This window comes from Mucilaginibacter koreensis (assembly GCF_054783355.1).
Genome location: NZ_BAAGQS010000001.1, coordinates 1,621,207 through 1,646,735 on the forward strand (window position 1 = coordinate 1,621,207; position 25,529 = coordinate 1,646,735).

The following is a 25,529-nucleotide window of genomic DNA, read 5'->3' on the forward strand; positions in this document are numbered from 1 at the left end:
ACCAAAACAAAATGCCCCGATAACCTAAACGGCTATCGGGGCACCTATCTATTCAACAAAAAACTATTCTTCGGCGTTTACCGGGCCTTGTTGCTTGTTCATCATATTGGCAACAGTTTCATCTGGTAAAACATGGCTCATGCCTACCATAGCTTTGTTTTTCAAGCCCGAAGTAATTTTATCATTTCCAGACATCAGTGCTTCGTAACCATCTTTGGCTACATCTGCCGGGTCTGATAACGAGCTTGGATCTTGTACAATTTTGCTGTTCTGCATACCGGCTTTGTTAAAGAAGTCGGTATCAGTGGCACCTGGCAACAGGGCTGTAACCGTAATATTGGTATCTTTCAGCTCAGAGCGTAAACCCTCGGCAAATGAAAGTACAAAGGCTTTTGTGCCGTGATATACTGCCTGCCATGGGCCCGGTACCTCACTGGCAATTGATGCCAGGAACAGAATTTTACCTTCATTACGCTGGGTCATTTCTTTCAGCACATGCTTGGTTAAAATCAGGTTAGCGCCAATGTTTAACTGTACAATCTCCAAATCGCGGTTAATATCACCATCCTGAAATTTGCCGTAATAACCCTGGCCGGCATCGTTCACCAATACATCTATAAAGGTACCGTTGCTGCTCAGCTCTTCACATAATGAAGCTGTTTGGTCGTAGTACGATAAATCTTTTACAAAAGTGGTAACGTTTACGCCATAGTTGGTTTTAAACTCATTGGCTTTATCGTTCAACTCATTTTCATTGCGACCTACAATGAATAAATTGTATTTATCCTGGGCAAATAATTTTGCCAACTCGTAACCAATGCCACTTGAGGCACCGGTAATTAATGCGGTTTTTGATTCGTTTGACATAGGAGTATGATTTAAAATTTTTAATCAGTAATTAATAAATCATAATTACGCCAATAAGTTTTTAACTTTTTTAATTTTTATCAGCGCCGTTGCCAATAAAAAAGCCTGTAGGCATAAAGCATACAGGCAGCTTGGTATCAAATAGTTAATGTAATTAGGCTTGTGCACGGTTGCGCTTAATCAATTCATCACGAATGATAGCGCAAGCTTCATAATTTTCCTTTTCTACGTTCTCTTGCAGTAATAAGTTTAACTCTTGGCGGCTTTTGCTTACGTACTCTAACCCTGCAGTGGTTAATGTACTAATTTGCTGAAAATATCCGTCTGCACTGATAAACCCAAATCTGCTGCTGTTTAAATCTTTCTGTTCCATGGCCACAATAGTTTAATTAATTAGGAAAGCATAAGGTAGCAAGCTATTTTTATTAATGCAAAATAATTTTAAATTATTTAACACTTTTTTAACCGTTTAAGGCAAATGCTGCCATATACATAATGTGACTACGTAATTGGGGAAATGTTTAATCAGGCAATTCGCTTGTTTATAAGTTTCTGTAATCTTCCCTCACAGGGCTGAAAACATCCAGCAAACGGCATGGTGTGATAGCCTTGCCACTATGCGGTACGTTTGGCGGGATAATAGCAAAAACACCCGGCGTTAACCGCTGGGGCTGCCCGTTAATGGTGAGTTCAAATTCACCTTGCAGCACAAAGGCACACTGCTCGTGCGGGTGGCTATGCAAGGGTACGGTGCTTCCTGCAGTTACGTCTATAAAATTCAGCGTATTGGTGGCGGTGTGTATCAGCTTTGAAGCATACCCCGGCGCAATCTCCTTAGTACTGATTTCTGAAAATGAATAAACAAACGGTGATACGGACTGATCTGACATAGTTAACTGTGTTAAATTTTTAATTTCTCAATATGTATTTTATTTAAGCCAAATAAATAAACATTAATCTTTAAACTAATTAAATGAACTATAAAGCATACATTTTGCATTTACCACTTTAAGTTGTATGTGCTTTTTTATTTATAGACTTCTCCCTGCCTTCCAGTTGCTTAACGGTTAAGTGTTGAAATGCACTTTTTAACAGGCACACCATTTGAGCAGCCGGAAGCGTGTTTAAATATATAAAAATGAAGAAAACAATTCTGCTAAGTGTAATAGGTGCCGCAGTAATTGCGGGTTGTGGAAAAAGCAGAGGTGATGTATCTCCCGATTCGGTAAACGAAACCAACATTGATTTGAATAAAAATCCGGGCTTTGCAAGTGGCGTGGCCACATCAGATGTTAAAGTAGCCCCTGTACCGTATCAAACTCCTGTACAAAATGTAGTGATCAGTCAGAATAATGATCAGCTAAAACTCTTGTATTATCAAAAAATCAGTTTGCTGGTAGATGCTGCTACCTATCACAACTCCTGGGGCATTACTTTGAAACAAGATTTCACACCATCAGTATTGGGCGGCTTTACTTATACCAATACCAATATTGAAGGAGATGTAACTCAGGATTGGGCGACCATTAACCTCAACGAGGTTAATAAATCAACAAAAGACACAGTTGTAAACGGTGTAAACATGGTTAAAATTTACTTTGAACGAAACTTCAATTTTACCAAAACGTACGCGAGTGCAACTGAAGCAGCAGCGCAAATACCGCTGATTGTACAAAGGCAGGATCAGGTAAGTTTTGTGACTAACTATGAACCCCAGGCTGACGCAAGCAGGAAGAATACCTTTAACCTGCAAATAGCCTACAGTACGGCTGGTGGAGCTAAACAATAGCTTTTCTGCACATCGTATTCATAAAAAATCCCATACTGTTGAGTATGGGATTTTTTATTCTATCAGTTGGTAATTACCAGCGACGACCGCCACGGAAATAACCGCCGCCTCTGTGATAACCACCTCTGTAATATGGACGACCATAATAGCGCTCTACCGGTACAGGGCGATAATAACGGCGCGGACCATATACTACCCGTGGACCATAATATACCGGAGCCGGAGGGTAATAGCGTGGGCCATAGTAACCGCCATAAACCGGGGCCGGAGCATATACCCTATGATATGGGTAAGGGGTACCGAAATTTAAACCTACGTGAACGCCAACCTGCGCCTTAGCTGCATTAATGGTTAAAAATGTAATTATAACAGCTGCAAAAATTTTAATCTTCTTCATCGTCTTAATCTTTTTTACAAGCGCCTCAATCAGCGTTGTTATATCAGTATGACGATGATTTGCAAGCGTGGTTTAATCTGCTTTTCAACCCTGAATGTATTTTATTGATTTACAATTAAATATTTTCAAATTTCAGGCTTAATATATTAATCAATAATTGACAAGATATTAAGGCGAACACAAGTAAATAGGGTTTTGCATTGCTATATTCAAATTTGATTCATCATACCGACAATAACAGTAATTGGATGAAGAACTCACATTATGTAGTTTATGATTTTCATATCTACTTGTGCCCGCCTACGCTCTCAACTCATAATTTTCTATAATTTGCATCAGTTAAACTACTATTTGTACACTTAACTTACTTTATGAATAACAATGAGCTGGCCACCAAGCCGCACTACCCAATATTAGACGGCCTTCGTGGTGTGGCAGCTATTATTGTTGTTACGTTTCACCTGTGCGAACCGTTATCTACAAGTAACTTAGACAAATTAGTCAATCACGGTTACCTGGCAGTCGATTTCTTTTTCCTCTTGTCGGGCTTTGTTATAGGCTATGCCTATGACGACCGCTGGCCCAAAATGACCGTAAGCACATTCTTCAAACGCCGTTTAGAACGCCTTCAACCTATGGTGGTTTTAGGAATGACACTCGGTGCATTGGGCTTTTATTTTACAGACTCAACCATCTGGCCACTCATTCATACGGTTCCGGTGTGGAAGATGCTGCTGGTAACGCTAATTGGTTATACCATTTTGCCGGTACCCTTGTCGCTCGATATACGTGGCTGGGAAGAAATGCACCCGTTAAATAGCGTAGGCTGGTCTTTATTTTTTGAATATGTGGCCAATATCCTGTATGCCATCGGCATCCGCAAGTTTTCTAAAACGGCCTTGAGCATTTTAGTTGTTATTGCTGCTATTGCCCTAGCCCATTTAGCCATTACCAACGGCGATGTGAGCGGCGGCTGGACATTAAATATACCACAGGTACGCATCGGGTCTACCCGCACCATTTACCCTTTCTTTGCCGGCTTACTGCTTTCGCGTATAGGCAAACCAATACCTGTTAAAAATGCTTTTTTATGGTGCAGCATTTTGCTGGCCATTCTGCTTTATATGCCTCGCATTGGCGGCGCTGCTCATATTTGGATGAATGGAATTTATGAGTCAGTTTGCATCATTTTCATCTTTCCGCTTATCGTTTACTTAGGTGCCGGTGGCGTATTGAAAACGCAAAGGGAGCAGCGGATATGCAAATTTTTAGGCGATATCTCCTATCCTTTATACATGGTACACTATCCGCTGGTTTATTTTTACGTAGCCTGGATCAGCAACCGTAAAGGCATTACGCTGAGCCAAGTTTGGCCTTATGCACTGCTTATTTTGGTGGGGGCCATCATTTTAGCTTACGCCGCATTAAAATGGTACGATGAGCCGGTGCGCCGCTGGCTGCGCAAAAAGCTTGGGTAGGAAGATTTATAAACAACTTGTCATTGACGTCACGTAACAAAACAGCCCACACATTTCATCAATGCATGGGCTGTTTTTGTTATATAAATTCTCGATTAGTATCTGCGGCGATAATAATGACGGCGATATACGCGGCGGTGACGGTACACCGGACGGCGGTAAGTACGGGTAATTACTACACGGCGGCGTGGCGGCGGAGCCAAACGCGGCGCACGCAAGCGGCCAAATCTTGGGCGGGGCGGCGGTGGCGGTAACCGGGGCTGAAACACATCGGTTACAGCTGCATCACGTGTCATGGCGGCGGCCATCATGTTGTTTGCTGTTCTGGCTTCAGCCAAAAAACTCATCCCCATCAGGGCAATAAGCAAGGTCAAAATCCGGGTTGTTTTCATGGTATGTTAAGTATTAAATTATAAAACTGAAATATTTAACTCTATTACAGCCAATAAGTTTAACCCGGCATACATTTTAATTATTGCTCCAAATAATTAAAGCCATAATTATTGAATATTAACTTATGCACAACTTTTCCACATTGCACCTAATTTAATACATCAGCGCTTGTGCCAACACCTGTGCCATAAATTGTAAGTAGTACACTTTAAAGTACAACCTGTATAGAGAAGTACTGCTGAGCATTTGGCAGAAGCGTTTCTGTGATTATGGCAGAAGCGCTTTACAGGCTTATTCACATCAACTTAAAATTATTTTGGTTGATGAGGGCGCTTTGGTTCCATTTTGGTGTAGGTGAAGGCACATTATGCTATCTATGACTACATCTCGACCCAAAATCTTCACATGGCACATCCATGGCAGTTACCTGTTCTATCTTTCTCAAGGCAACTATGATATATATATACCTACCAAACCCGAAAAGACTGAGGGGTATTATGGCCGGGGCGAAACCTTTCCGTTTGGCGATAATGTAATTGAAGTTCCGGCTGAAGAAGTGAAGAACCATCAGTTTGATGTTATTCTATACCAAACCAACCAGAACTATCTGAAAGACCAGTACGAAATTTTGTCGGCCGAGCAGCGCGAACTGCCTAAAGTGTACATAGAGCATGATCCGCCGCGCCAGCATCCTACCGATACCAAACACGCCGTAAACGACCCTAATGTGAATTTGGTACATGTTACCTATTTCAACCAACTGATGTGGGATTGCGGCAACACCCCTACCCAAGTGATTGAACATGGTGTAACCGCACCTGCCAATTTATATACCGGCGAAAAACAGCGGGGTATTGTAGTGATTAACAACCTGCCCCTGCGCGGCCGTTTATTAGGCCTGGATATCTTTTTAAAAGTGCGCGAACATGTGCCTATTGATTTGGTGGGCATGGGCACCGGCGATTTAGGGCTGGGAGAAGTATTACACCCGCAACTGCCCGAATTCATCTCCAAATACCGATTCTTTTTTAATCCGATACGATATACCAGTTTAGGTTTGGCAGTGTGCGAGGCTTTAATGCAGGGTATCCCTGTAGTTGGCCTGGCCACTACTGAGCTTTCTGCAGTAATTGACAACGGACATTCAGGTTTTATACATACCGATGTGAATTACCTGATTGACAAGATGCTGTTACTGCTGGAAGATGCTGATTTAGCACGTAAAATTGGCCAGGGCGGCAGCGAACTGGCAAAAGAGCGCTTTAGCATTAACCGCTTTGTAGCCAACTGGGAACAATTATTTGCCAAAGTTATAAAATCTGAGCGGCCGGCACTTACTGTGGCCTGAGCCGCTGTGCGCTAAAAGTTGTTTGAATTTATCTATCCGAATTAAATATTATGAGCAGTCACTCTTCAAAAATAGCTTTCATCAGCGAGCATGCTTCACCCTTAGCTACCCTGGGTGGCGTGGATACCGGAGGCCAGAATGTATATGTGGCGCAGGTAGCCAAACAACTGGCCAAACTGGGCTACGAGGTGGATGTATTTACCCGCCGCGAAGATGCGGAGGTAGCACAGGTCATCAATTGGTTGCCCAATGTGAGGGTGATCCATGTGGATGCCGGCCCGGCTACAGTTATTGCCAAAGAAGATATTTTGCCTTATATGCCGCAGTTTACCCAAAGTATGCTGCAGTTTATTCAGGATAATGAAATAGACTATGCATTGGCTCATGCAAACTTCTTCATGTCGGCCATGGTAGCTGCTGATTTAAAACGAGAAATCGGTTTGCCTTTTGCCGTTACTTTTCATGCACTGGGCCATGTACGCCGCATTCATCAGGGCGATAGCGATAAGTTTCCGGCAGAGCGCCTGCAGATTGAGGAGCGTATGGTACAACAGGCCGACTATATTATAGCCGAATGCCCGCAGGACCGGGACGACCTGATGAACCTGTATGGTGCACCTTCATATAAAATAGTTACCATTCCATGCGGTTTCAGTTCACAGGAGTTTCATCCGATTGACAAAACTGCTGCACGCGATTTATTGGGTTTGCCGCAGGATAAGCATATTTTATTGCAACTGGGCCGCATGGTGCCACGTAAGGGTGTAGACAATGTGATACGCTCATTAGCTGAATTAGAAAACCCCAAAGAGGTATGCCTGGTTATTGTGGGCGGCGACTGCGATGAACCCGATCCACTGCTTTGCCCCGAAATTGGCCGTTTGCAGCAAATTGCAAAGAAGATTGGGGTAACCGCTTCCATTAAATTTGTGGGCCGTAAAAGCCGCGAGCAACTGAAATATTATTATTCGGCAGCTGATATTTTTATCAGTACCCCATGGTATGAGCCTTTTGGCATCACCCCCCTCGAAGCCATGGCTTGCGGCACACCGGTAATAGGTGCAAATGTAGGCGGTATTAAATACAGTGTGGTTGATGGTGTTACCGGTGCTCTGGTTCCGCCTGAAGACCCTACGGCTTTGGCCGATAAGATTGAAGAGTTAACCGAGAGCCCGGAACTATTAGCCCACATGAGTAAAAATGCGCTTAAACGAGTGAATACATATTTTACCTGGGCAACTGTAGCACAAAAAATTGGCAAACTCTATCAAACCATGATTACCGTAAACATAAACATGGAACAAGCGGCACACAAAGCCAAAAAGAAAGCTGCTTAAGGTGAACAAGGCGATATTTTTAGACAAGGACGGTACCCTAATTGAGGATGTACCTTACAACGTTAATCCGGAACTGATTAAATTGAAACCAAATGCAATTGCTGGTTTAAAAGCGATGCAGGATGCAGGCTACGATCTTATTGTAGTAAGCAATCAGGCCGGTGTAGCCCGGGGCTATTTTACAGAAGATGCCCTGCCTGCGGTTTGGCAGAAACTTACGGCATTAGTAGCTGATGCCGGTATCAAGTTCAAAGCCTTTTATTATTGCCCCAATCACCCCGAAGGAACAGTAGCACCTTACAACATCAGCTGCAATTTCCGTAAGCCAATGCCTGGTATGCTGTTGCAGGCAGCAGAAGAACATCAGATTGATTTACACCACTCGTGGATGATAGGTGATATTCTGCATGATGTGGAAGCCGGCAAGCGGGCGGGTTGCAAAAGTATATTAGTAGATAATGGTGGCGAAACAGAATGGTTAAAAGACAGCCCCTATCGTGAACCTGATTTTGTGGTAAGCGATTTACAGGAAGCGGCTAACGTCATTACCCGTCAAACTCAACCTGCCCTGCAATTCTCATTACCCTCCTAAGTTATGCAGCAGTGGCAACAATGTAGAAAAATTTTGTGCATCCGCCCCGATAATATGGGCGATTTGCTGATGACTACTCCTGCCCTGCAGGCGCTGAAAGAAACCTTCGGTGCACGTATTACTATGCTTACCTCCGGCATGGCAGCAGGTATAGCCAAATACATCACAGAGATTGATGATGTAATTATCTTTGATGTTCCCTGGGTGAAAACACAACAGGCAGGCAATGAAACTGCTGTATTTGCCTTGGTTGAGCAGTTAAAAGCACAGCAATTTGATGCAGCTGTAATTTTCACCGTATACAGCCAAAACCCTATGCCTACCATCATGCTGGCGTATTTGGCCGGCATTCCGTTACGACTGGCTTACTGCCGTGAAAACCCTTACCAGTTACTTACCCACTGGGTACCCGACCAGGAACCCTATACCCTGATTAAGCACCAGGTACGCCGCGATTTGGATTTGGTAGCCAGCATAGGCGCCACCCCTAAACATGAAGAGCTTAGCTTAACTATCTCTCAAAGCAGCTGGGTACAAGCACAAAGCAAATTGCAGCAGAAAGGAGTAGATCTAGCCAAGCCCTGGCTGATTATGCACCCTGGCGTAAGTGAACCCAAGCGTGAATATCCGTCGCACTTATGGGCCGAAGTTGCACAAAAGGCAGCTCAACAGTTAGGTTACCAGGTGCTGCTTACGGGCTCGGCCGGTGAGGCAACCTTAACTGATAATATATATGAGCAGGCAGAAGAAAAAGAAAACATTTTTCCGGTAGCAGGCCTGTTTTCACTTGACGAATTTATTGCCCTGATTAAACAGGCGCCTGTATTGGTATCGGTAAATACCGGCACCATACATATAGCTGCCGCAACCGGTACGCCCACAGTAGTATTATATGCGCTTACCAACCCCCAGCATACCCCCTGGAAGGTAGCCTGCCAGATACTGCCCTTTGCTGTACCACCCGAAGCACAAAGCAAAAACGAAGTGATCCGGCATGTGAACCGCTATTTTAACGATGAAAATGTGGAAATGCCTTGTGCCGATAATGTGATTGCAGCTATACAACAACTCTTGCCTTCAGCAGAGTTTGAAACTCAATTAATCGACAGCATTCAAATAACCGGAAGCAGGTTACTGCTTTAAGCATTAAGATTACGCTACCAACAAGCTATTTATCGTTTCCACCAAATCATTCATATTGAAGGGCTTCGCAATAATGGCGTCGCAATGGTAGGATGCAGTGGCGGTGTTGCGGTCGGCATATGCAGAACATATAACGGCGGGAATGTGGCGCAGTTCATCATACCCTTTTAGTTGCTCACACAACGAGGCCCCATTGCAGCCCGACAAGTGGCAATCAATAATGACCAAATCGGGCATATATTTTAAAGCCATGGGTATCAATTCCTTGCTATTGGTGGTGCTGAGTACCTCAAACTTTTCATAAATCAGCACCTCCATTACAATGTCCAGCAAATTGGCATGATCATCAAGCACGAGTATGCGCTTTATTTCCTGCATAAAATTGGGTTAATCAATAAATGAATTGAATGATAATGAGATTGCCTCCCCCTGAACCTGCTGCTTACGTTAGCGAATAAATTTCAATCCGCCTACCTGGCAATAACCGAATCAATCGTAATAAGTATATAACTACTACCATTACGGAATATTGCGCTCAAACGTTACAATAATTGTTAAATAGTAAGCCTGCAATGCAAGCAGACAAGCATCTAATTATCGGACGTTTCTTTTCTGATATATTTCCTTTTATCTCGATAATAGCAACAATCTTCTTCTGGTAATTTAAATATTGTAAATCAGCATCATAAAAAAGCTTCTCGCCATGTTAAAAGCACAGGCTGAGAAGAATATACTATTTAGGAGATCTTTTGAGAACTGAAGATTGTAGTTCGCTACTCACTTAAGTTAAAGCAATGCCTATTTATTACCCAAAAACTTTTGCAATGCCTGTTGTGTGAACTCACTCAATACCAATTTTCCGCTAACGGCCGCACGCTCGGTAAGCAGCGCATCCCAATTATCTGTTCCCTCCCAAAAAATCTCCTTCAGGTTGGCCATGGCCTCGGGATGATAAGCGGCCAGTTGGTTGGCCAATATGTTGGTAGCATCGTCAAGCTCCTCTTGGGTGTCATATATCTCGTTGTACAGGCCATGTTGCTTTGCCCATTCAGCGCTTTGAAACTCCGTAGCCTTGATGGTCAATTGCGAAAACGCAGCCATCCCAACTTTACGCACTACCGCCGGCGAAATCACAAAGGGACCTATACCAATAGCCAGTTCACTTAGTTTCACCGCTGCCGCTGTAGTAGCCAATACATAGTCTGCTGCACAGGCCAGGCCCACGCCGCCGCCTACTGCTTTGCCTTGCACACGGGCAATAATCAGTTTGGGTACCTTGCGGCAGGTGTTAATTACGCGGGCAAAGCCATCAAAAAAGGCAGCGCCTTGTTCTGCATCGGTAATGCTCAACAACTCATCAAAACTGGCCCCGGCACAAAAAGTACGGTTACCATCGCTTTGCAGTACAATTACCTTTGCAGCCGGATCTGAACCTGCTTTTAATATAGCAGCAGACAGTTCGGCCAGCAAAGCCGAAGGCAATGAATTTTGAGCCGGATGAAAAAAGCGGATTACAGCAACACCTGCATCGCTTATATGTAATGTAACTGAGCCGTTAACTTTAGTTGACATAATTATGGTATAATTAATTATTCAGACCGATAAAACGTAAATGTAAGACTTAAGCTCATAACATTGTTTTTTTATAAAATAACTTTAAATTACAGCCACTATTTACTTATCAATTAAGGCGTTTATTAATTCCATTAAACTTATAAACTTATTTGCTGAAGGAAATTAAACCAAACCTTATTTGATTAGTATAACAATATAGCAAAGCGTTAAATAAGCATAAGTAAACAGTGTGTTTTATTATATTAGAATTTAAATTATCTTTGTATAACAAACACCTAATTAACTAATAAGAAAAGCGAGGTTTGAAAGTATTAATTGTTGAAGATAATGCGGACATTTTGGATATTATGGGTTATATCCTGAAGGACGATGGTAATGAGGTAATTTCATCTCCGGATGCAAAAATGGTAGCCAACCTCGCTGAAATGAATCCTGATTTGGTATTGATGGATGAATTGCTGCCCGGCGCACGTGGCAGCGAGTTATGTTTGAAAATCAAACAGAATCCGGCAACCAGCCATATTCCGGTAATACTGGTATCAACCATTCCGCACCTGGATGCACTGGCGCAAAAATGCCAGGCCGATGGTTACCTGGAAAAACCGTTTAGTATCGCTCACCTGAGCGAACTGATTAATTCATACGCCGACAGCAATTAATTAATTGCTGTTTTTGTTAATAGCAGCACCAAAGCCTCCGTCAATAGCTGTTCCGTATAAATTCTGTGCCGCTGTACACTTATTAACAAATTTGTAATTGGTAATATTTGTAATTAAATTTAAATCGTTAACAGCAAAACCTGGTCATGATTTCTAATACAGCGCTTTCAGACTCCCGGTTTGATCTGGGCATTATCTCTGATGTCCACCTTCAGGTTGCGCTTAATCTTATTCATATTGGTTTTTGGGAAATTGAACTGATGGACATGAGTATGCGCTCTACCTCTACCTGCAAAGAAAACTTCGGTTTGAGCAGCACGGATGAGTTTACCTAGGAGCGCATGATGAGCATGATACACGAGGAAGACCGGCCTAAAGTGATGCAAAGCATTGCGGCAGCCATTAACGAACAAGGTAAAGCATTTAAATCTGAATACCGTGTTAACCACCCACAGGGCCGCCCCTGCTGGATACAGGCTGATGGGATGGTTATACACCACAATGGCCGGCCTCAAAAGTTAGTAGGTACCATACGCGATGTTACCGAAGCGAAACTTAGCGAAGTGCGTAAAGATGAACTGCTGAGTATTGTGCAGCACGAAGTAAATACACCTTTAACCAGTATACGGGGTTACCTGCAATTACTGGAACGCATTACGGCCGAACAAAATGATGAGCAGGTAATTAAAGTAATCAGCCGGACGGCTAAATCAACCGAGCGCCTGATGGCCATTATTACAGAGTATTTTACCAATACGCAAAAATTAGATGATCAAATCAATCTGCGCCGCGAACCATTCAGGCTGGATGAACTTATTTATGAGATTGCTGATAATATTCAAACCATAGCCTTTAGCCACCGCATAAATTTGTATGAGATAAAGGAATGCTGGGTAGATGCCAACAGGCAGGGCATCGGGCAGGTGCTAAGTAATTTGCTTACTAATGCCATCAAATACTCACCAGACCACAATACGGTAGATATCAGGTTAACTGAAGAAACCGGCCAGATTAAAATCTCCATTCGTGATTATGGCATGGGTATACCTGAAGCATCGTTATCTAAATTATTTGATAAAGCATTCAGGGTAAATCATAATACAGCAATAGCCGGCAGTGGCATGGGGCTATATATCTGTAAAGAAATAGTGCAGCGGCACCGCGGTCAAATGGATGTAGAAAGTACCGAGGGCCAAGGCTCAACTTTTTCTTTCACTTTGCCTTTAGCAAATATTTAGAACGTTACTTATTAATGATTACTTTTCCTGTGAATATCCTTCACCAGGCACAGCTTTTTTATTTCTGATTTCTTAATTACAAAAGGCGCATATTTGGGGCGCCCAGCCACCATTTCGGTGGTATTGTCGCTATGGGCAATCACCTCGTCGGGGTGGTCGCCGGTGAGCAGGCGCTTATACATCCGGTAATCTCCCCACTCAATATAATATACTTCGCCGGGCAGTATTTTTTTATCATGAATAATTTTAAGTGCTACCCAGCAACCATTCTCCAAATAAGGATACATGGAGTGCCCCCACACTGGTAAAGCAAAATCACAATCTTCAATACCCGGAAAGTTCATATGCCCTACCGGCCGGGTGTCATTAATATCATTATATACTTCAACGCCTGATGCCGTTGCCGTTACCTCAAACATAGGTATGCCGGTAAATACTTTTGCAGATGTTACAGTATTTGCAACAGGCGCTTTTTGTATTAACTGTTCCTGGTACTTACTCTTAAAAATCTGTAGCTTTTCTGGATCAATATTTTGCCGGCTCTTTATTATTTCTGTAATTGAACTGGGTGAATTGAACCCCAGCACTTCGGCCAGTTCCACGTTATTAGTAAAGGCCCGGCCTTTAAGCTGGTTATACAAAATAATGAATTCAAGCGTTTCTGGCCTGATATATTTGATTTTACCTGCACGGGCTACAGTATTCATAAAAATAAATGTTGAAAAGTAAAGCTTGATAATATTACAGATTTTTCTTTATTTTGTTCTGTAACGATTCAAAGAAATACATTATATTTGAATTAAGCAAATTTGTTTCTGCACAATTTTCAATCCGTTGTGGTAGTCAGCAAGTTTGCGGTGCCCTGTTCATAGGCTGTACTACAGCTTATACTCAATTATGTAAACAAAGAAGAACAAAACAACAATCACACACAATCATCACTATCTAACATTATGCACATCGCTTATTTACACCCCTCCTTGTGCACACCGGGAAATGCAGCTTTCGGTCGAAAAAATAAAAAGCAAAACCGGTTGCGGCAGCAAGCTTATCAAAACGTTTGTCGCAAATATCAGCACGAAATTGAAACCATCCGCCAGTATCATCCTGGTTGGACGCCCAGGTTTTAACCTGCCCATCACTTAACCTGTGCATGGTACCCCCTCTATCTGGTAGTGTACCGGCACCGGTTAAATTCTTTTCCTACACTAAAAAACTACCTTTTTTACGATGTTTAAATTATCACAAAAATTAAAAAGTGAACTTTGGTGGCTCATCATCTCTGTAGATTACCACTATAGTCGCATTGCCATTGCCGATTACGAATTTACGCCCCATGAATTGATATTATGGCTGGAGGACAAACAAGATTACAAAAACACATTAGAGGAATGCTTGAAACTTAGCATCCCCCTACGAACATTCAGTGAAATAATTAAAAACGAAGGGTTCAATACTTATGATACCGTGAAGATGCATCCGGTTAAGCATTTTTTGTACCCCGTTACTGTGCAGATCAACAAGCCTATAGCTTGGTATTATCATGATGCTACTCCAACAGAGCAACGCTGGGCGCGTGAAGCGGCCCTCAAATGTATCCTTACTCATTTGATCGAAAATGAAAAAGCTTTAAACTTCAATTATGCCATTTAGCATATTTTTCATTTTATATTAGTAATTAATAAGCGCTTAACCATCGATTAATATCCTGAAAATTAATAGTTTATAAATTCACACTGAATTGCTCTTACAATAAGTTGATAGATTTTATATAATATTGGCAACGTGCGTCAAACTTTTTAAAATATTGACCGTATTATTACGGTATATATCTTTATGAGCGCAAACAGCTTTGTTTTTGATCACATTAAAAGTTGCTTCGACCATTCGAACATCTTCTTCCTGGTGTGCATTGACCAGCAGGGAAACTATACCTACTTAAATGAATGCTTTGCTGCACGTTATCGCGATGTATTTGGCGATGTAACCGGCAAGCCGGCTATTAGTACCATACACCCTGATGATTTGCCGGCACTAATTGAGGCCGCCGGTAAATGCCGCGCCAACCCTGAACAGTTTGCTTCGGTTACCCTCAGAAAGAAGAATGGACACGATGGTTATTTCGTAACGCAGTGGGATTTTAAGCTGGATGAAAACACTCAGCAAATTATTGCCATGGGGTATGATATCAGCGAGTTTCAAAATAAGCAGGAGCATATTGAATTACTCAATTCAACCATGCGCGATATTGCCAACATACAATCACACATGGTACGCCGCCCTTTTGCCAACATTATGGCACTGGTTAATATGCTGGAGATTGATGAAAACGATTTGGAAAACCACACTATATTGAGGCTCCTGAAAGTAAGCTGTAATGAACTGAATGATGAGTTTAATAAATTTACAGTAGAAGTACCCGTGCAGGAACAAGTTAACGGCAACAACAATTAAGTGGTTAACTAAACTTTTAATTTTGCCTGATAGGTAGTGAAAAACAAAAAGTTGAGCCATTACCTACTGCTGAGTCGGCCCAAATTTTACCTCCTGAGCGCTGAATAATAGTAGAGGAAATGTACAAGCCCAACCCCAAGCCTTTAAACTTCTTTTCTGAGGAGCCCGTAACCCGGTAAAATTGATCGAACACCCGCCTAAGGTGGCGGCGCTCAATGCCTATACCAAAATCTTTAACGCACAGTTCTACAAGGCCAGAATTTACCGAGGTATTCACAATTACCGTATCGGCTTCGGGCGAATACTTGATTGCATTTGAAATAAAATTGATAATTACCTGCCTTATGCGCTCTTTATCGGCAAAAACTTCGCCATGAAAGTTAAGATTGCTGATGATATCGTGCTTGTGCGTAGTGCGCTGCATTTCTTCAATGGTATCAGTTACCATCGTGTTAAAATCAAACCAGGCCTCTTCAAATTGCAACTTACCGGCCTGCAGTTTGGTGATGTCCAGCAAATCGCTGATGAGGGTAATTAAACGCCCCACCTGCCCCTGCAGTTTGAACATCATATCGGCCATTTTGAAGTTGCCTTCTTTGCGCAGCATCAGCTCTGCTACCTGCGCCAGGCCTTTAATGCTGGTTACCGGCGTTTTAAGCTCGTGGCTGGCCATCGCAATAAAATCGTTTTGCTGGGCTATTTGCTGCTTTTGTTCGGTAATATCGATTATAATACCTGAAATAGTTTCTGCTTTGCCGCTGCTGTTACGGTATAATTTGCCCGTAGCCCGCAACCAGGTAGTATTCTTATCATGCGCCCTAATAATGGGATACTCGATTTTAAAATCCTCGTTTTGCTGTACGGCGGTATTGATGGCCTTCCATACCGTATCGCGGTATTCATCAGTGATCTGATCTATAGCGGCATTTTCCGGCATCTCCTCGTAGGCATAATAGCCGTACAACTCTTTAAACCGCCCCGAAGGAGAAAGCCTTTTGGTACTGGCGTCAAATGTCCAGGCACCAAGCTCGGCCGAATCAATGGCCATCCGGAACTGCTCCTGTGCCAGGTTGATATTGTAGCGGCTTTCTACCTTATCGGTAATATCAACACCGGTAAGTAAAACAGCCGTTACTTTATTGTTTTTGCTGATGAACGGAGTATAAGCTAAGCTCAGCACATATTTAACCGGCCCGCTAGGCGTATGCACATACAGCGTCTCCTCTGCATTGTGGTAAGCAATACCGGTATCCATTACCCGCTGCAAAATTTTAGGATACTCTTGATTATACTTATTGTCAAATACCGTTTTTAGCGGTTTATGCAATACCTCATCTGCCCGTTTTTGCCATATGTTCAGCAAAGGACCGTTGGCCATTTCAATTACTAAATCATCACCAGCCAGCACACCGATAGCTACGGGCGCTTCACTGATGATGCGCTCGTACATTTCGCCAGTTAAATTTTTGGTTTGAGCAAGTTTAACACTTTCAGTTACATCAACAACGGTATGCAGTATGCATTGCATATTGCCATCGCTGTTTTTAATGGCTTTACAGGTAAGATCATGATAACTGGTTTGCAGATACCCGTTAACCATACTTTCGGTGGCAACGGCTGTGGCTTTATAAGTTTCACCTGTATTCCATACCTCCTGCAACAGCGTCATAAAAGACTGCTCTGCCAGCTCGGGTACGGCCACGGCTAGTGGCATACCAATAATACTGTTGCTGCGCCCCCAAAGCTTAAGCATAGCATCATTTACCAGGTGGATGATCAGATCATCGCCGGTATAGATGGCTGTGGCAGTTAAGCTTTCTGCCAAAATATCAAGCAGTTGCGTATCGGTAAATGCGCGGTCAGAATGGAGCATCCAGTTAATTAATAGTGAAGTAAAGATAGCTCAATTAATTACAACGCAAAGCAAAGATTTGATTATGCTGATTTCACCAATAATTCACTTCATGTTCAACCGGTAAATTTTATCGCTGAGGCAATACAATCTCAAAAGCCGTTCCCTTGCCCTGTTCAGATGTGATATTGAATGTCCCCTTCAAACTTTCAATTAAGTGTTTTACCAAGGCCAAGCCAAAACCATAACCCTGCTCGCCGGCGGTGCCATCGCTGCTTACCGAGGTGCCGCTTAATATGTTTTGAATCTGCGCCTCGTTCATGCCCACGCCATTATCACTTACCACAATCAACAGGTTATCCTTGGTAGTTTCGGGCTGCAATGAGAGGTTTACTTTTATAGTACCATCGGGCGGGGTAAACTTGATGGCGTTGGAAGCCAGGTTACCTATTATTTGCAGCAGTTTATTTTTTGAAAACGGCATGTCTTCAGTAGTTGCATCGGTATGCACCTCAAAATGCACCTTTTTGTTTTTAGCCTGCGAACAATAGAGTTTTTCCAATTTTTCTTTCAGCATCACCTGTGTGTACTGGTGCTGTGCTACTTCGGGCTTTCCAGTTTTCGGGGTATCAGTACTTAATATCTCGTCGGCCAGTTCCAGCAAAGAGTTTCCGCTTTTATGAATAAGGTTCACAAACTCGAGTACTTCATCGATCTCATTATCAGTCCCTTGCTCACTAATTACACTGGCCAGGCCAATGATGCCGGCCAGCGGACCGCGAATGTCATGCGCTACACGCTTTTTGGAGTCATTGACTTCTTGCATTTTGCTTTTCAGCGATTCGATGGTTTTGATGGTGTTTAACCGGTTTACCACCTCAGTACCTATAATTCTAAGTATTTCTTCCTTTTCAGGAGACAGGTCAATGGCTTTATGATTTAACACACACAAAGCGCCAAGCGCATGGCCTTCGCTGGTTTTGAGTGGTACACCATAATAATAGTTTAAGTGTACATCATTAATCACATAGTTGCGATCTTTGAACCGCTCGTCGGCACCAATATCCTTAACCTCAAGTTTATCCGTTTCATTAATCGTCCATTGGCATACCGATTCTTCGCGGGGCATCATTATAAATTCGCCATGATTACTGGCTACCGACCATTGGGTGTAAGAATCAATAATATTTACCAATGAAGTTGCCGAGCCGGTTACAGCCGCAGCAAGTTTGGCCAGCTCCTTGAAATTATCGTTCAAACTACTGTAATCCAAGTTATAATCACTCAGATTAATAATTCTCTGCATTTCATTTTTTGGCATTGGCGCAATAGTACTCATGGGGTCAAAACTGGGGTTTTAGCTTAAGTTAATTAATCATATCCATCACTTTCCAGTGATATCGATTTGCGCTTTTACATACGTAGCAAAACAAATCCGGGATTTAAAATATGAGGCATAAACATAAAAAAAGCAACCGGTTTAATAACCGATTGCTTATGTATGCTGATACTATATATGATCAGTTTTTTAATTTTTGTTCTTGTTTTTCAGGCTCGCTGCTGGTATGCACCAATTCTTCTTCGTGCACTTCTTCCTCACTTTGGGTAGCGTAATTGAGCTTACGAAAACGCCAAATGGCAAAAGCCGGTTCCTGATAACGATTAATTAATTTAAAAAACTTTGGAAAATTGTGCACTTCTTCCAGCAGTATACCGGTTACAATGCCGTTATTATCCAATATCTCGCGCACGGTATATTCTTTATCCTTGGTAATCCATATCTCAAAATCCTGGCGGATTTCCTCCATCTTATCAGGATCAATACGGTCATTAATACAAACTACTTTATCACCTGGTCTCATTGCTAATCAATTTATCAGCGCAAAGGTTACAAATAATATCTTTCCTTTTAAATTTTAATCTGTTTATGAGATTAAATTTACGATGTTATCCCAGCATTACGGAGTGGTTACAAAACGCTTCAGCAAATCTGGCGCTAAGCCAGGCAGTTTCACTTTATAACGGTAAACGCCGCCAAGGTCGTCCTCTTCTTTCAGCAATTCATGTCCCTGCTTACTGATCCAGAAAGTTTGAGTATACACTTTTTTGTTGTGTTCACCTTTACTTACCAATATCCAGCAATCTACCTTGCGGTTATCCAAGGTGGCCAGTACTTCGCTGCCTGTTACCTTCAATGTTTCGTACTGAGGCGGTGTTAAGCCGGCATCGTAAAAACTGATAGCAAATGTTTTACCTCCGGCCAGTGGCAGCATTTCAAAAGTTTCAATATCCAGGTTCCAATTAAAATTAGGTTCGGTAAATTTTAAATTGAAGTTTTTTTGCAGGTTCCCCGCAACGGTATCAGCGCTTTCAATATGATCGGCATACCAGTTATACGCCTTGGTTTTACTGCCAATGGTTTCAGCATGATACACAGGTGCAAAATCAGCCTGCTTGTTGAGCGAGTAGATATGCCTGTAGCTTGTAGTATCTTGCGCATACCAGTGTTGCGTAACGGCATACAGCGCCTCACCGCCCCGGTTTACTTTTGCAACGTGGCGTGTCCATAATGAATAATACATGGATTTAGGCGCTTTACTGTTTTGAAAGTAAACCAGGTATTGCTTTAAGCCGGTGGTTAAGTACTTGGTTTGCAACTGATGGTTACCTGGTCTGATGGTATCTGTTTTTTGAGCTGATGCAATACCAAAGTTCAGGACAATACTTAACGCAATTGAATAAAGTGTAAGGTAGTGTTTCATGTATTATGTGTGGTTGGATTTTGAATTTAGATGTAACTATAGATTAATTGTTACATGACATTTTTAATCAGTTATTCTTCGGTCATTTCCCCTTATAACTGAAATAAAGGGTGTAGAATGATAAAAACCAGCCGAAACTATTTTGCTAAAAATATTTGCATTTGTTAAAATTTTAGCTTACTTTTACAACATGCTTATGCCAATAAGCATATAATACATAATTTATGAAACCTGATTCTTTATCATTCAAAAATGTTAGAGAGTTAGCCGTCAGCATCGCCCGGTATTTTACTTATATCGAAGGCGAATTTCATCTCGAAGAAGTTCCGGTAAAAAACAGCAAATCAGCCCCCGATGAAACGCAGGAGCAAAAGGTGTGGGACCGCCCCTCGGAGCCTCCTACACTGAGCGGCTTAGCCCATCACTTGGGTTTCGATAGCAGGCAAACGTTTGAGCTTTATGAACGTAAAGGCAAATATGCCGCCCTGCTTAAACGTGCCCGCCTGCAAATTGAGGCTGAGTACGAGAAAAAACTGCACTACCAATCTTCAGCAGGGGCCATTTTTGCCCTCAAAAACTTGGGATGGAGCGAAAAGACGGCTACCGATGACATGATACGAACCCTTAAAATTGAAATTACCGAAAGCGGCCCTGTACCTGCAGGCAACGAGCGGGAAGTGTTATTAGAAGAAAAGACGATAGACAATGGACAATAGACCATTTTTTACTGCTTACCCTCGCTTATTTGTTTACATATATCTATTGTCTATCGTCCATCATCTATCGTCCCTTCAAAATGTTCAAAACATCCATTTTATTCAAACACAATTACCTGAGCCGGGCGCAGGTAGTGGTTAATCAAGGTGGTACCAGTTCGGGTAAAACCTTTGCTATTATCCAGGTACTTTTTTGCCTCGCCATTGCCGAGGAAAAACAGGTGATTACTGTAGTTGGCCAGGATATTCCCAACCTGAAAGCCGGTGCCCTTCGCGACGCGCAAAAAATTTATGATGATGAGCCGGCCATACAGCAGCAGGTCAAAAGCATCAATAAAACCGACCGACTGTTTGAATTTCATAACGGCTCGGTTATCGAGTTTAAAAGTTACGATGACTGGCAGGATGCCAAATCGGGCAAGCGCGATTATCTGTTTGTAAACGAGGCTAACGGTATTCCTTATGCGGTTTACACCGAACTGGCCCTGCGTACACGCAAGCGCATATATATTGATTATAACCCTAATGCGGCCTTTTGGGTACACGATAAAGTACTGGGCCAACCCGAGGTGCAGCTCATTATTTCAGATCACCGCCATAATCCTTTTCTGCCGCAGGCGCAACGGGAAAAGATTGAACGTACCCGCTTAACCGACGAGGAAAGCTGGAAGGTGTATGCCCGTGGTCTCACGGGCAAAATAAGCGGCCTGGTGCTGAGTAACTGGGTGCTGTGCGATGACATACCCCCGGAGGCAACCCTGCTGGCCTGCGGCCTTGATTTTGGCTACACCAACGATCCTTCTGCCTGTTTGCAGGTATACCGCATGAACGGCGAGTTGTGGCTGCATGAAGTGTTGTATGAAACCTACCTGACCAATCCTGCCCTGTCGGCACGCTTACAGGCTGCCGGCATCAGCAAAAATACATTAATTGTAGCCGACAGTGCCGAGCCCAAATCCATTGAGGAACTGCGCCTGCTGGGTTGGAACATTACGGGTACCGATAAAGGTTCCGGAAGCATCAACTACTCTATTGATATTTTAAAACGTTACCGGCTTAATGTTACCCGCAGCAGTATTAACCTGCGGCGCGAACTGGAACGCTATTGCTGGCGAACCGACGCCACAGGCCGCGATATGAACCAGCCGGTTGACCACAGCAACCACCTGATTGACCCTTTGCGTTACGTGGCCCTAATGCGTTTGGGCACCCGCCCTTCGCTGAAGCGTACATCGCGTATGCCGCACCATCAGCAGCAAGGCGGACATGCCGAACTTAACGGCATGTTATAGCTACATACCTCGATTTTACTTTTCAAATGATACAAAAGACACTTAAAACCACTACCGGTAAGTTGCTGGTCACCATCCCGACGCAGTTAAGCGAACTTAAACTTGGCCAATTGATTGCCTTACAGGCAACCGAGCAATTGAGCGATTTACAGGCTATCCATATTCTGTCCGGCATCCCGCTCGATGCACTGCAAAATGTGCGCAGCTTTGATGAATTGCAGGTATTTAACCAGCAGGTATTAGCGCTGGCACAGCAAATCAGCCACCTGTATAGCAGCGATAAATTGTCGCAAACCGTCACTTTCACGCCGGGTGCTCAACCCGTAAAAGTAAAGGTGGTTAATAACCTTTCCGTAGAACCTGCCGGTGCCTTTATGGCTGCACGCGAATTGATTGCCGAAGAAATTAACAGGCACATTCAGCGACATGGCGAAGAGCACTGGCAGGAAAACTTCAACCCTTCGCTTAAGGCTTGCAGCCAGGTACTGGCGCATTACTTTTACTGCCGCGTTACGGGCAAGCCCTATAACGAATATGAGGCCGAAGCTTTTACAACCCAGGTAGAGCAGCTGCCGGTAACCGATGCGCTCCCCATTGCCAAGTATTTTTTTTTGAGCTATCCAAACTTATCGAAACCGAAAACCGGCTTTTGGCCTCGGCTCCTGCAACGCTTGAAATCAGGGCCGGCATTAAAACGTTCGAACGGTTCAGGTATATCAATACCGTAAACGCCTTGGCCGGCGGCGATGTAACCCGCTGGGATGCCGTACTCAATTTACCCTACGAGCGTGTGCTCACCAAACTGCTGCTCAACAAAACCGAAGCCGAATACCAGCGCCGCTATACTGAACTGCAAATGGCCCAAAAGTAACTGTAGCCCATCGCTTTCCGCTCTTCTTAACCCACGCTCCAAACTTTTTGAATTTTGACTTTTAACTTTTGACTTTCCCACCCCATGCCTATCCGCAACCAAATTGAAGCCGTTACGCAATTGCTGCCGGTTTCAACCACATTTATTTATGGCTCGGCCAATGAGCTGAATCTGCTGGCAGATGATGCTGCTTTTCCCTGTGTATTTCTGCATCCACTACAAACGGTAGATGTGGTGCCGGCCCTTAACGGCTCGGTAGACAATACTTATACCCTATACCTTGAGTTTTTATACAAAACCGAGTTCGGACAGTTCACTGCCGATAACGAAACCTTGGTACAACAAGCCCTGCATTTGGCTAACCAGTTTGTAGTAAAAGCCGCCGGCTACCGCGAAGGCGAAGGCCGATACTTTAAAATTAAAGCCGGCCTGAAGGCCAAATGTGTACCTGTGTACAACAAATACAATGTGAACACTACCGGCGTTGGGTTAACACTTACATTAAGTACCCTTTACTTCGAAAAACTGATGAATGGATAAGGAAACTCGGAGTGAATGTCACTCTATTTTCTTCATCCAACTTTTACCATTCACTCCTTTTATTTTTTCTCATTTCCTAACTTATTCATTTTCTAACATTTCTCATGAACGTTTATCCGCGTATAGAAATTAATTACTACCCGCCCGTCATTAATGCCTCAGCTATCGGCCAGGTAGATTACAGCAATGTGGCTGTCCAGCAGCCGGTTGATTATCAAACCACCGGCGAGGTTTACATCAGTATCTTTGATGAAAACGGGGCAAGGGCCAACGGTAACAACATTATTGTGAGTTACCAGGAAAACTTTAATGGCGTGTTTACCCCTGTGAGCCAGGTAGTAATCCCCGGTCAGAGCGCCCGTATTTATGTAGGTATCATACACAATAGTTCATTTAACTATCAGGCCGTAATTGTGGGCGTAAGCGAGGCCAGCGAAGTTCCCTCCGGCACAACCTCGCAGCCAGGTATATGCGATGCCACCATCAACAGGGTAAGTATTGATAAACCCGAAAGCGATTATGGCGCTGCCGATGGCCAGGTGAGCATTGAGGCCAGCTCCAGTCATTTGCCTATTTTATACAGTTTAGATGGAACCAATTGGCAGAGTTCACCGGTTTTTACCCGGCTTAAGGGCGGAGGTTACACCATCTACATTCAGGATGCTGGCGGCTGTGGCAATAGCATTGATTTTACTCTGCCTGCCAGTCATAATTTATTGCAGAGCGATCCCACAATTGATTTGGGCAATGGCAACACCAGCCGTTGGAGCGCCGCTTACAATCCCATCGTATTCACCTACCAGCGCAAAGATTATGAATTGCAGCGCCTGGAATATTACAGCGATACAGAAACTCAGCTTACCCTGAATGGCTACATAGGCACACTAACCACTAATGACTATATTTATCTTGAAGCCGGCCATTATAAAGGCACTTACAAAGTAACCCGGCCTGCTGATGCTTTTCAGGTGGTGATAGCCCTTCCCTGGCAGGCGGATATGCAGGGCCTCAGCGGCTTTATGAACAGCAACCGGTTGAGGCCTTACTACAAGGTATATACTAAAATTACCTATCAGGATAAAATATCCGGGCAAACGCAAAGCCTGGTGAGTACCAACCGGCCTGACAATAGCGGCTTGGTTAAAGCCGATCTGTCCTCATTTCTGCAAAGCCTGCTGCGGGCGCAGGACGAAAGTACTTATACCGATATCAACTACCGTGATGATAACCTCAGCGCCAGTTACACCATTGCCTATGCCGAAGCATGGGACGGCCAGAATGATGAAGAGGCCACCCGTACTCATATCGGGGTACAGCACCCCTATTATGTTATTTACGCCGCTAAACAATTAGGTGATTTGCACGGCGGCAACATGGCCGCTTACGTTCCCTTTAAGGCGGTCATCAACCCTAACCAACTGGCCCGTTGGGTAACCGATTTTGCAGAGCCGGCCTACAGCGAGCATTATCCCTTTGATATCGGTTTTATTTACAGCGAAGAGGTGGCCGGGCTTAACCTGTACTGCGAAATTGCACAACTCGATATTAACCGCAAGCCGCTGCCCGGCGGCCCGCAAACTACTTACCTGCTCAATGAAGATGGCTCTTTTCTTTTAAATACGGATGGTAGCCGCCTCATCATCAGCCGGCAAAGCATTGGCAACGTGTCGATGGCGCAACACATCGGCTTAAACCGCTTATTGATAAGCGGCGGCTTTGCACCGCAGGCAGCCTACTTTACGCTCTGCCTGAAGTATGCCGATGCGCAGGGCGTACATCCGGTAACGCAAACACAAGTAGTGCGTATTGATGATGCCGTAGACGACCAATCCGTATACCTGCGTTGGATTGGCCTGAGCGGCAGCTGGAATTATTACCGGTTTGTGTACAACCAGGAGGTAACATTGGATGTACAGAACGCCACCATCATTAAACGCTTTGTACAAGATTGGGAACGCCAGGATGCCATTGAAGACGTAATCAGCAAAAGCGCCGGATTGAAAATGAAGGTAATGGCCGAAGACTTATCAGTAAATGATATCAAAGGGCTGCAAGCCATTAAATACTCACCCAAAGTACAAATGCTGGTGGGCCGCAACCCTATCAAGTGGCAAACCGTGGTGCTCAATACTGCCACCTTTGCCGAATACGAAACCCGCAACGGGCAGGCACCCTTCAGCGTTACCTTTAACTTGCCGGGCATCAATATCCAAACGCAGTAAGATC

At 43.6% G+C, this 25,529-nt stretch carries 30 protein-coding genes; 18 read left to right on the forward strand and 12 right to left on the reverse strand.

Annotation, left to right across the window (positions count from 1 at the left end; translation table 11 throughout):
- Window positions 1–63 precede the first annotated feature (63 nt).
- The 3 genes from ACYVNW_RS07385 to ACYVNW_RS07395 form a co-directional block, all read right to left on the reverse strand.
- The gene (locus ACYVNW_RS07385; RefSeq protein WP_460679208.1) at window positions 64–867 is read right to left on the reverse strand and encodes an SDR family NAD(P)-dependent oxidoreductase; all 804 of its coding nucleotides are present in this window, start codon (window positions 865–867) and stop codon (window positions 64–66) included.
- Between the two features lie 154 nt (window positions 868–1,021).
- Complete coding sequence (locus tag ACYVNW_RS07390; RefSeq protein ID WP_460679209.1) at window positions 1,022–1,240, reverse strand: hypothetical protein; 219 nt, start codon at window positions 1,238–1,240, stop codon at window positions 1,022–1,024.
- A gap of 169 nt (window positions 1,241–1,409) precedes the next feature.
- Window positions 1,410–1,757, reverse strand: coding sequence for a cupin domain-containing protein (locus ACYVNW_RS07395; RefSeq protein WP_460679210.1), 348 nt, complete (start codon window positions 1,755–1,757; stop codon window positions 1,410–1,412).
- A 248-nt stretch (window positions 1,758–2,005) separates the two neighbouring features.
- Here ACYVNW_RS07395 and ACYVNW_RS07400 point away from each other — a divergent pair, with 248 nt between their 5' ends.
- On the forward strand, window positions 2,006–2,656 hold the full coding sequence (locus ACYVNW_RS07400) for a hypothetical protein (protein ID WP_460679211.1): 651 nt from the start codon (window positions 2,006–2,008) through the stop codon (window positions 2,654–2,656).
- Between the two features lie 73 nt (window positions 2,657–2,729).
- On the opposite strand, the gene ACYVNW_RS07405 is transcribed toward ACYVNW_RS07400, so the two are convergent.
- A complete protein-coding gene (locus tag ACYVNW_RS07405) occupies window positions 2,730–3,053 on the reverse strand; it encodes a hypothetical protein (RefSeq protein WP_460679212.1) in 324 nt (107 codons plus the stop codon).
- A 371-nt stretch (window positions 3,054–3,424) separates the two neighbouring features.
- Here ACYVNW_RS07405 and ACYVNW_RS07410 point away from each other — a divergent pair, with 371 nt between their 5' ends.
- On the forward strand, window positions 3,425–4,531 hold the full coding sequence (locus ACYVNW_RS07410) for an acyltransferase family protein (protein WP_460679213.1): 1,107 nt from the start codon (window positions 3,425–3,427) through the stop codon (window positions 4,529–4,531).
- 95 nt (window positions 4,532–4,626) lie between these two features.
- Here the strand turns inward: ACYVNW_RS07410 and ACYVNW_RS07415 are convergent, their stop codons facing one another.
- Entirely contained in the window at window positions 4,627–4,923 is a 297-nt protein-coding gene (locus ACYVNW_RS07415; protein WP_460679214.1) for a hypothetical protein, read from the reverse strand.
- Window positions 4,924–5,300: 377 nt separating this feature from the next.
- Between ACYVNW_RS07415 and ACYVNW_RS07420 the strand changes: the two genes are divergently transcribed.
- Genes ACYVNW_RS07420 through ACYVNW_RS07435 form a run of 4 tightly spaced genes read left to right on the forward strand, consistent with a single transcriptional unit; the run spans window position 5,301 to window position 9,344 of the window.
- Window positions 5,301–6,272, forward strand: a complete 972-nt coding sequence (locus ACYVNW_RS07420; protein WP_460679215.1) for a glycosyltransferase — start codon at window positions 5,301–5,303, stop codon at window positions 6,270–6,272.
- 50 nt (window positions 6,273–6,322) lie between these two features.
- On the forward strand, window positions 6,323–7,609 hold the full coding sequence (locus tag ACYVNW_RS07425) for a glycosyltransferase family 4 protein (protein ID WP_460679216.1): 1,287 nt from the start codon (window positions 6,323–6,325) through the stop codon (window positions 7,607–7,609).
- Between the two features lies 1 nt (window position 7,610).
- Window positions 7,611–8,201 (forward strand): D-glycero-alpha-D-manno-heptose-1,7-bisphosphate 7-phosphatase, encoded by a 591-nt coding sequence (locus ACYVNW_RS07430; protein WP_460679217.1) that lies wholly within the window; start codon window positions 7,611–7,613, stop codon window positions 8,199–8,201.
- A 3-nt stretch (window positions 8,202–8,204) separates the two neighbouring features.
- Complete coding sequence (locus ACYVNW_RS07435; protein WP_460679218.1) at window positions 8,205–9,344, forward strand: glycosyltransferase family 9 protein; 1,140 nt, start codon at window positions 8,205–8,207, stop codon at window positions 9,342–9,344.
- Window positions 9,345–9,353: 9 nt separating this feature from the next.
- Here ACYVNW_RS07435 and ACYVNW_RS07440 read toward each other — a convergent pair whose 3' ends face one another.
- Together ACYVNW_RS07440 and ACYVNW_RS07445 are read right to left on the reverse strand one after the other, a co-directional pair.
- Window positions 9,354–9,722, reverse strand: a complete 369-nt coding sequence (locus ACYVNW_RS07440; RefSeq protein ID WP_460679219.1) for a response regulator — start codon at window positions 9,720–9,722, stop codon at window positions 9,354–9,356.
- A 420-nt stretch (window positions 9,723–10,142) separates the two neighbouring features.
- Window positions 10,143–10,916, reverse strand: a complete 774-nt coding sequence (locus ACYVNW_RS07445; protein WP_460679220.1) for an enoyl-CoA hydratase/isomerase family protein — start codon at window positions 10,914–10,916, stop codon at window positions 10,143–10,145.
- A 305-nt stretch (window positions 10,917–11,221) separates the two neighbouring features.
- Here ACYVNW_RS07445 and ACYVNW_RS07450 point away from each other — a divergent pair, with 305 nt between their 5' ends.
- From ACYVNW_RS07450 to ACYVNW_RS07460, 3 genes are all read left to right on the forward strand, one after another.
- Window positions 11,222–11,578: a response regulator gene (locus tag ACYVNW_RS07450; protein ID WP_460679221.1), complete on the forward strand. Its 357-nt coding sequence runs from the start codon at window positions 11,222–11,224 to the stop codon at window positions 11,576–11,578.
- A 146-nt stretch (window positions 11,579–11,724) separates the two neighbouring features.
- On the forward strand, window positions 11,725–11,913 hold the full coding sequence (locus ACYVNW_RS07455; RefSeq protein WP_460679222.1) for a hypothetical protein: 189 nt from the start codon (window positions 11,725–11,727) through the stop codon (window positions 11,911–11,913).
- A 9-nt stretch (window positions 11,914–11,922) separates the two neighbouring features.
- A complete protein-coding gene (locus ACYVNW_RS07460; protein WP_460679223.1) occupies window positions 11,923–12,816 on the forward strand; it encodes a PAS domain-containing sensor histidine kinase in 894 nt (297 codons plus the stop codon).
- Window positions 12,817–12,827: 11 nt separating this feature from the next.
- Here ACYVNW_RS07460 and ACYVNW_RS07465 read toward each other — a convergent pair whose 3' ends face one another.
- Window positions 12,828–13,523 (reverse strand): S24 family peptidase, encoded by a 696-nt coding sequence (locus ACYVNW_RS07465; protein ID WP_460679224.1) that lies wholly within the window; start codon window positions 13,521–13,523, stop codon window positions 12,828–12,830.
- A 246-nt stretch (window positions 13,524–13,769) separates the two neighbouring features.
- On the opposite strand from ACYVNW_RS07465, the gene ACYVNW_RS07470 reads away from it, so the two are divergent.
- From ACYVNW_RS07470 to ACYVNW_RS07480, 3 genes are all read left to right on the forward strand, one after another.
- A complete protein-coding gene (locus tag ACYVNW_RS07470) occupies window positions 13,770–13,946 on the forward strand; it encodes a hypothetical protein (protein WP_460679225.1) in 177 nt (58 codons plus the stop codon).
- Window positions 13,947–14,046: 100 nt separating this feature from the next.
- Window positions 14,047–14,469 carry a hypothetical protein gene (locus tag ACYVNW_RS07475; protein WP_460679226.1) on the forward strand — a complete coding sequence of 141 codons (423 nt, stop codon included), beginning with the start codon at window positions 14,047–14,049 and terminating at the stop codon, window positions 14,467–14,469.
- Window positions 14,470–14,652: 183 nt separating this feature from the next.
- Window positions 14,653–15,270: a hypothetical protein gene (locus ACYVNW_RS07480; RefSeq protein WP_460679227.1), complete on the forward strand. Its 618-nt coding sequence runs from the start codon at window positions 14,653–14,655 to the stop codon at window positions 15,268–15,270.
- 16 nt (window positions 15,271–15,286) lie between these two features.
- On the opposite strand, the gene ACYVNW_RS07485 is transcribed toward ACYVNW_RS07480, so the two are convergent.
- The 4 genes from ACYVNW_RS07485 to ACYVNW_RS07500 all read right to left on the reverse strand — a co-directional run bounded on the left by ACYVNW_RS07485 (window position 15,287) and on the right by ACYVNW_RS07500 (window position 19,884).
- Window positions 15,287–17,143, reverse strand: a complete 1,857-nt coding sequence (locus ACYVNW_RS07485) for a PAS domain-containing sensor histidine kinase (RefSeq protein WP_460679228.1) — start codon at window positions 17,141–17,143, stop codon at window positions 15,287–15,289.
- A 109-nt stretch (window positions 17,144–17,252) separates the two neighbouring features.
- Window positions 17,253–18,461 carry a GAF domain-containing sensor histidine kinase gene (locus tag ACYVNW_RS07490; RefSeq protein WP_460679229.1) on the reverse strand — a complete coding sequence of 403 codons (1,209 nt, stop codon included), beginning with the start codon at window positions 18,459–18,461 and terminating at the stop codon, window positions 17,253–17,255.
- A gap of 181 nt (window positions 18,462–18,642) precedes the next feature.
- A complete protein-coding gene (locus tag ACYVNW_RS07495) occupies window positions 18,643–18,984 on the reverse strand; it encodes a hypothetical protein (protein ID WP_460679230.1) in 342 nt (113 codons plus the stop codon).
- 96 nt (window positions 18,985–19,080) lie between these two features.
- Complete coding sequence (locus ACYVNW_RS07500) at window positions 19,081–19,884, reverse strand: hypothetical protein (RefSeq protein WP_460679231.1); 804 nt, start codon at window positions 19,882–19,884, stop codon at window positions 19,081–19,083.
- Between the two features lie 224 nt (window positions 19,885–20,108).
- On the opposite strand from ACYVNW_RS07500, the gene ACYVNW_RS07505 reads away from it, so the two are divergent.
- The 6 genes from ACYVNW_RS07505 to ACYVNW_RS07530 all read left to right on the forward strand — a co-directional run bounded on the left by ACYVNW_RS07505 (window position 20,109) and on the right by ACYVNW_RS07530 (window position 25,525).
- Window positions 20,109–20,600, forward strand: coding sequence for a terminase small subunit (locus tag ACYVNW_RS07505; RefSeq protein ID WP_460679232.1), 492 nt, complete (start codon window positions 20,109–20,111; stop codon window positions 20,598–20,600).
- Between the two features lie 80 nt (window positions 20,601–20,680).
- The gene (locus ACYVNW_RS07510) at window positions 20,681–21,892 is read left to right on the forward strand and encodes a PBSX family phage terminase large subunit (protein WP_460679233.1); all 1,212 of its coding nucleotides are present in this window, start codon (window positions 20,681–20,683) and stop codon (window positions 21,890–21,892) included.
- 26 nt (window positions 21,893–21,918) lie between these two features.
- Window positions 21,919–22,620 (forward strand): hypothetical protein, encoded by a 702-nt coding sequence (locus ACYVNW_RS07515; RefSeq protein WP_460679234.1) that lies wholly within the window; start codon window positions 21,919–21,921, stop codon window positions 22,618–22,620.
- Window positions 22,621–22,625: 5 nt separating this feature from the next.
- A complete protein-coding gene (locus ACYVNW_RS07520; RefSeq protein ID WP_460679235.1) occupies window positions 22,626–22,763 on the forward strand; it encodes a hypothetical protein in 138 nt (45 codons plus the stop codon).
- Window positions 22,764–22,847: 84 nt separating this feature from the next.
- Window positions 22,848–23,303, forward strand: coding sequence for a hypothetical protein (locus ACYVNW_RS07525; protein ID WP_460679236.1), 456 nt, complete (start codon window positions 22,848–22,850; stop codon window positions 23,301–23,303).
- 104 nt (window positions 23,304–23,407) lie between these two features.
- Window positions 23,408–25,525 (forward strand): hypothetical protein, encoded by a 2,118-nt coding sequence (locus tag ACYVNW_RS07530; RefSeq protein WP_460679237.1) that lies wholly within the window; start codon window positions 23,408–23,410, stop codon window positions 25,523–25,525.
- The last annotated feature ends 4 nt before the right edge of the window (window positions 25,526–25,529 follow it).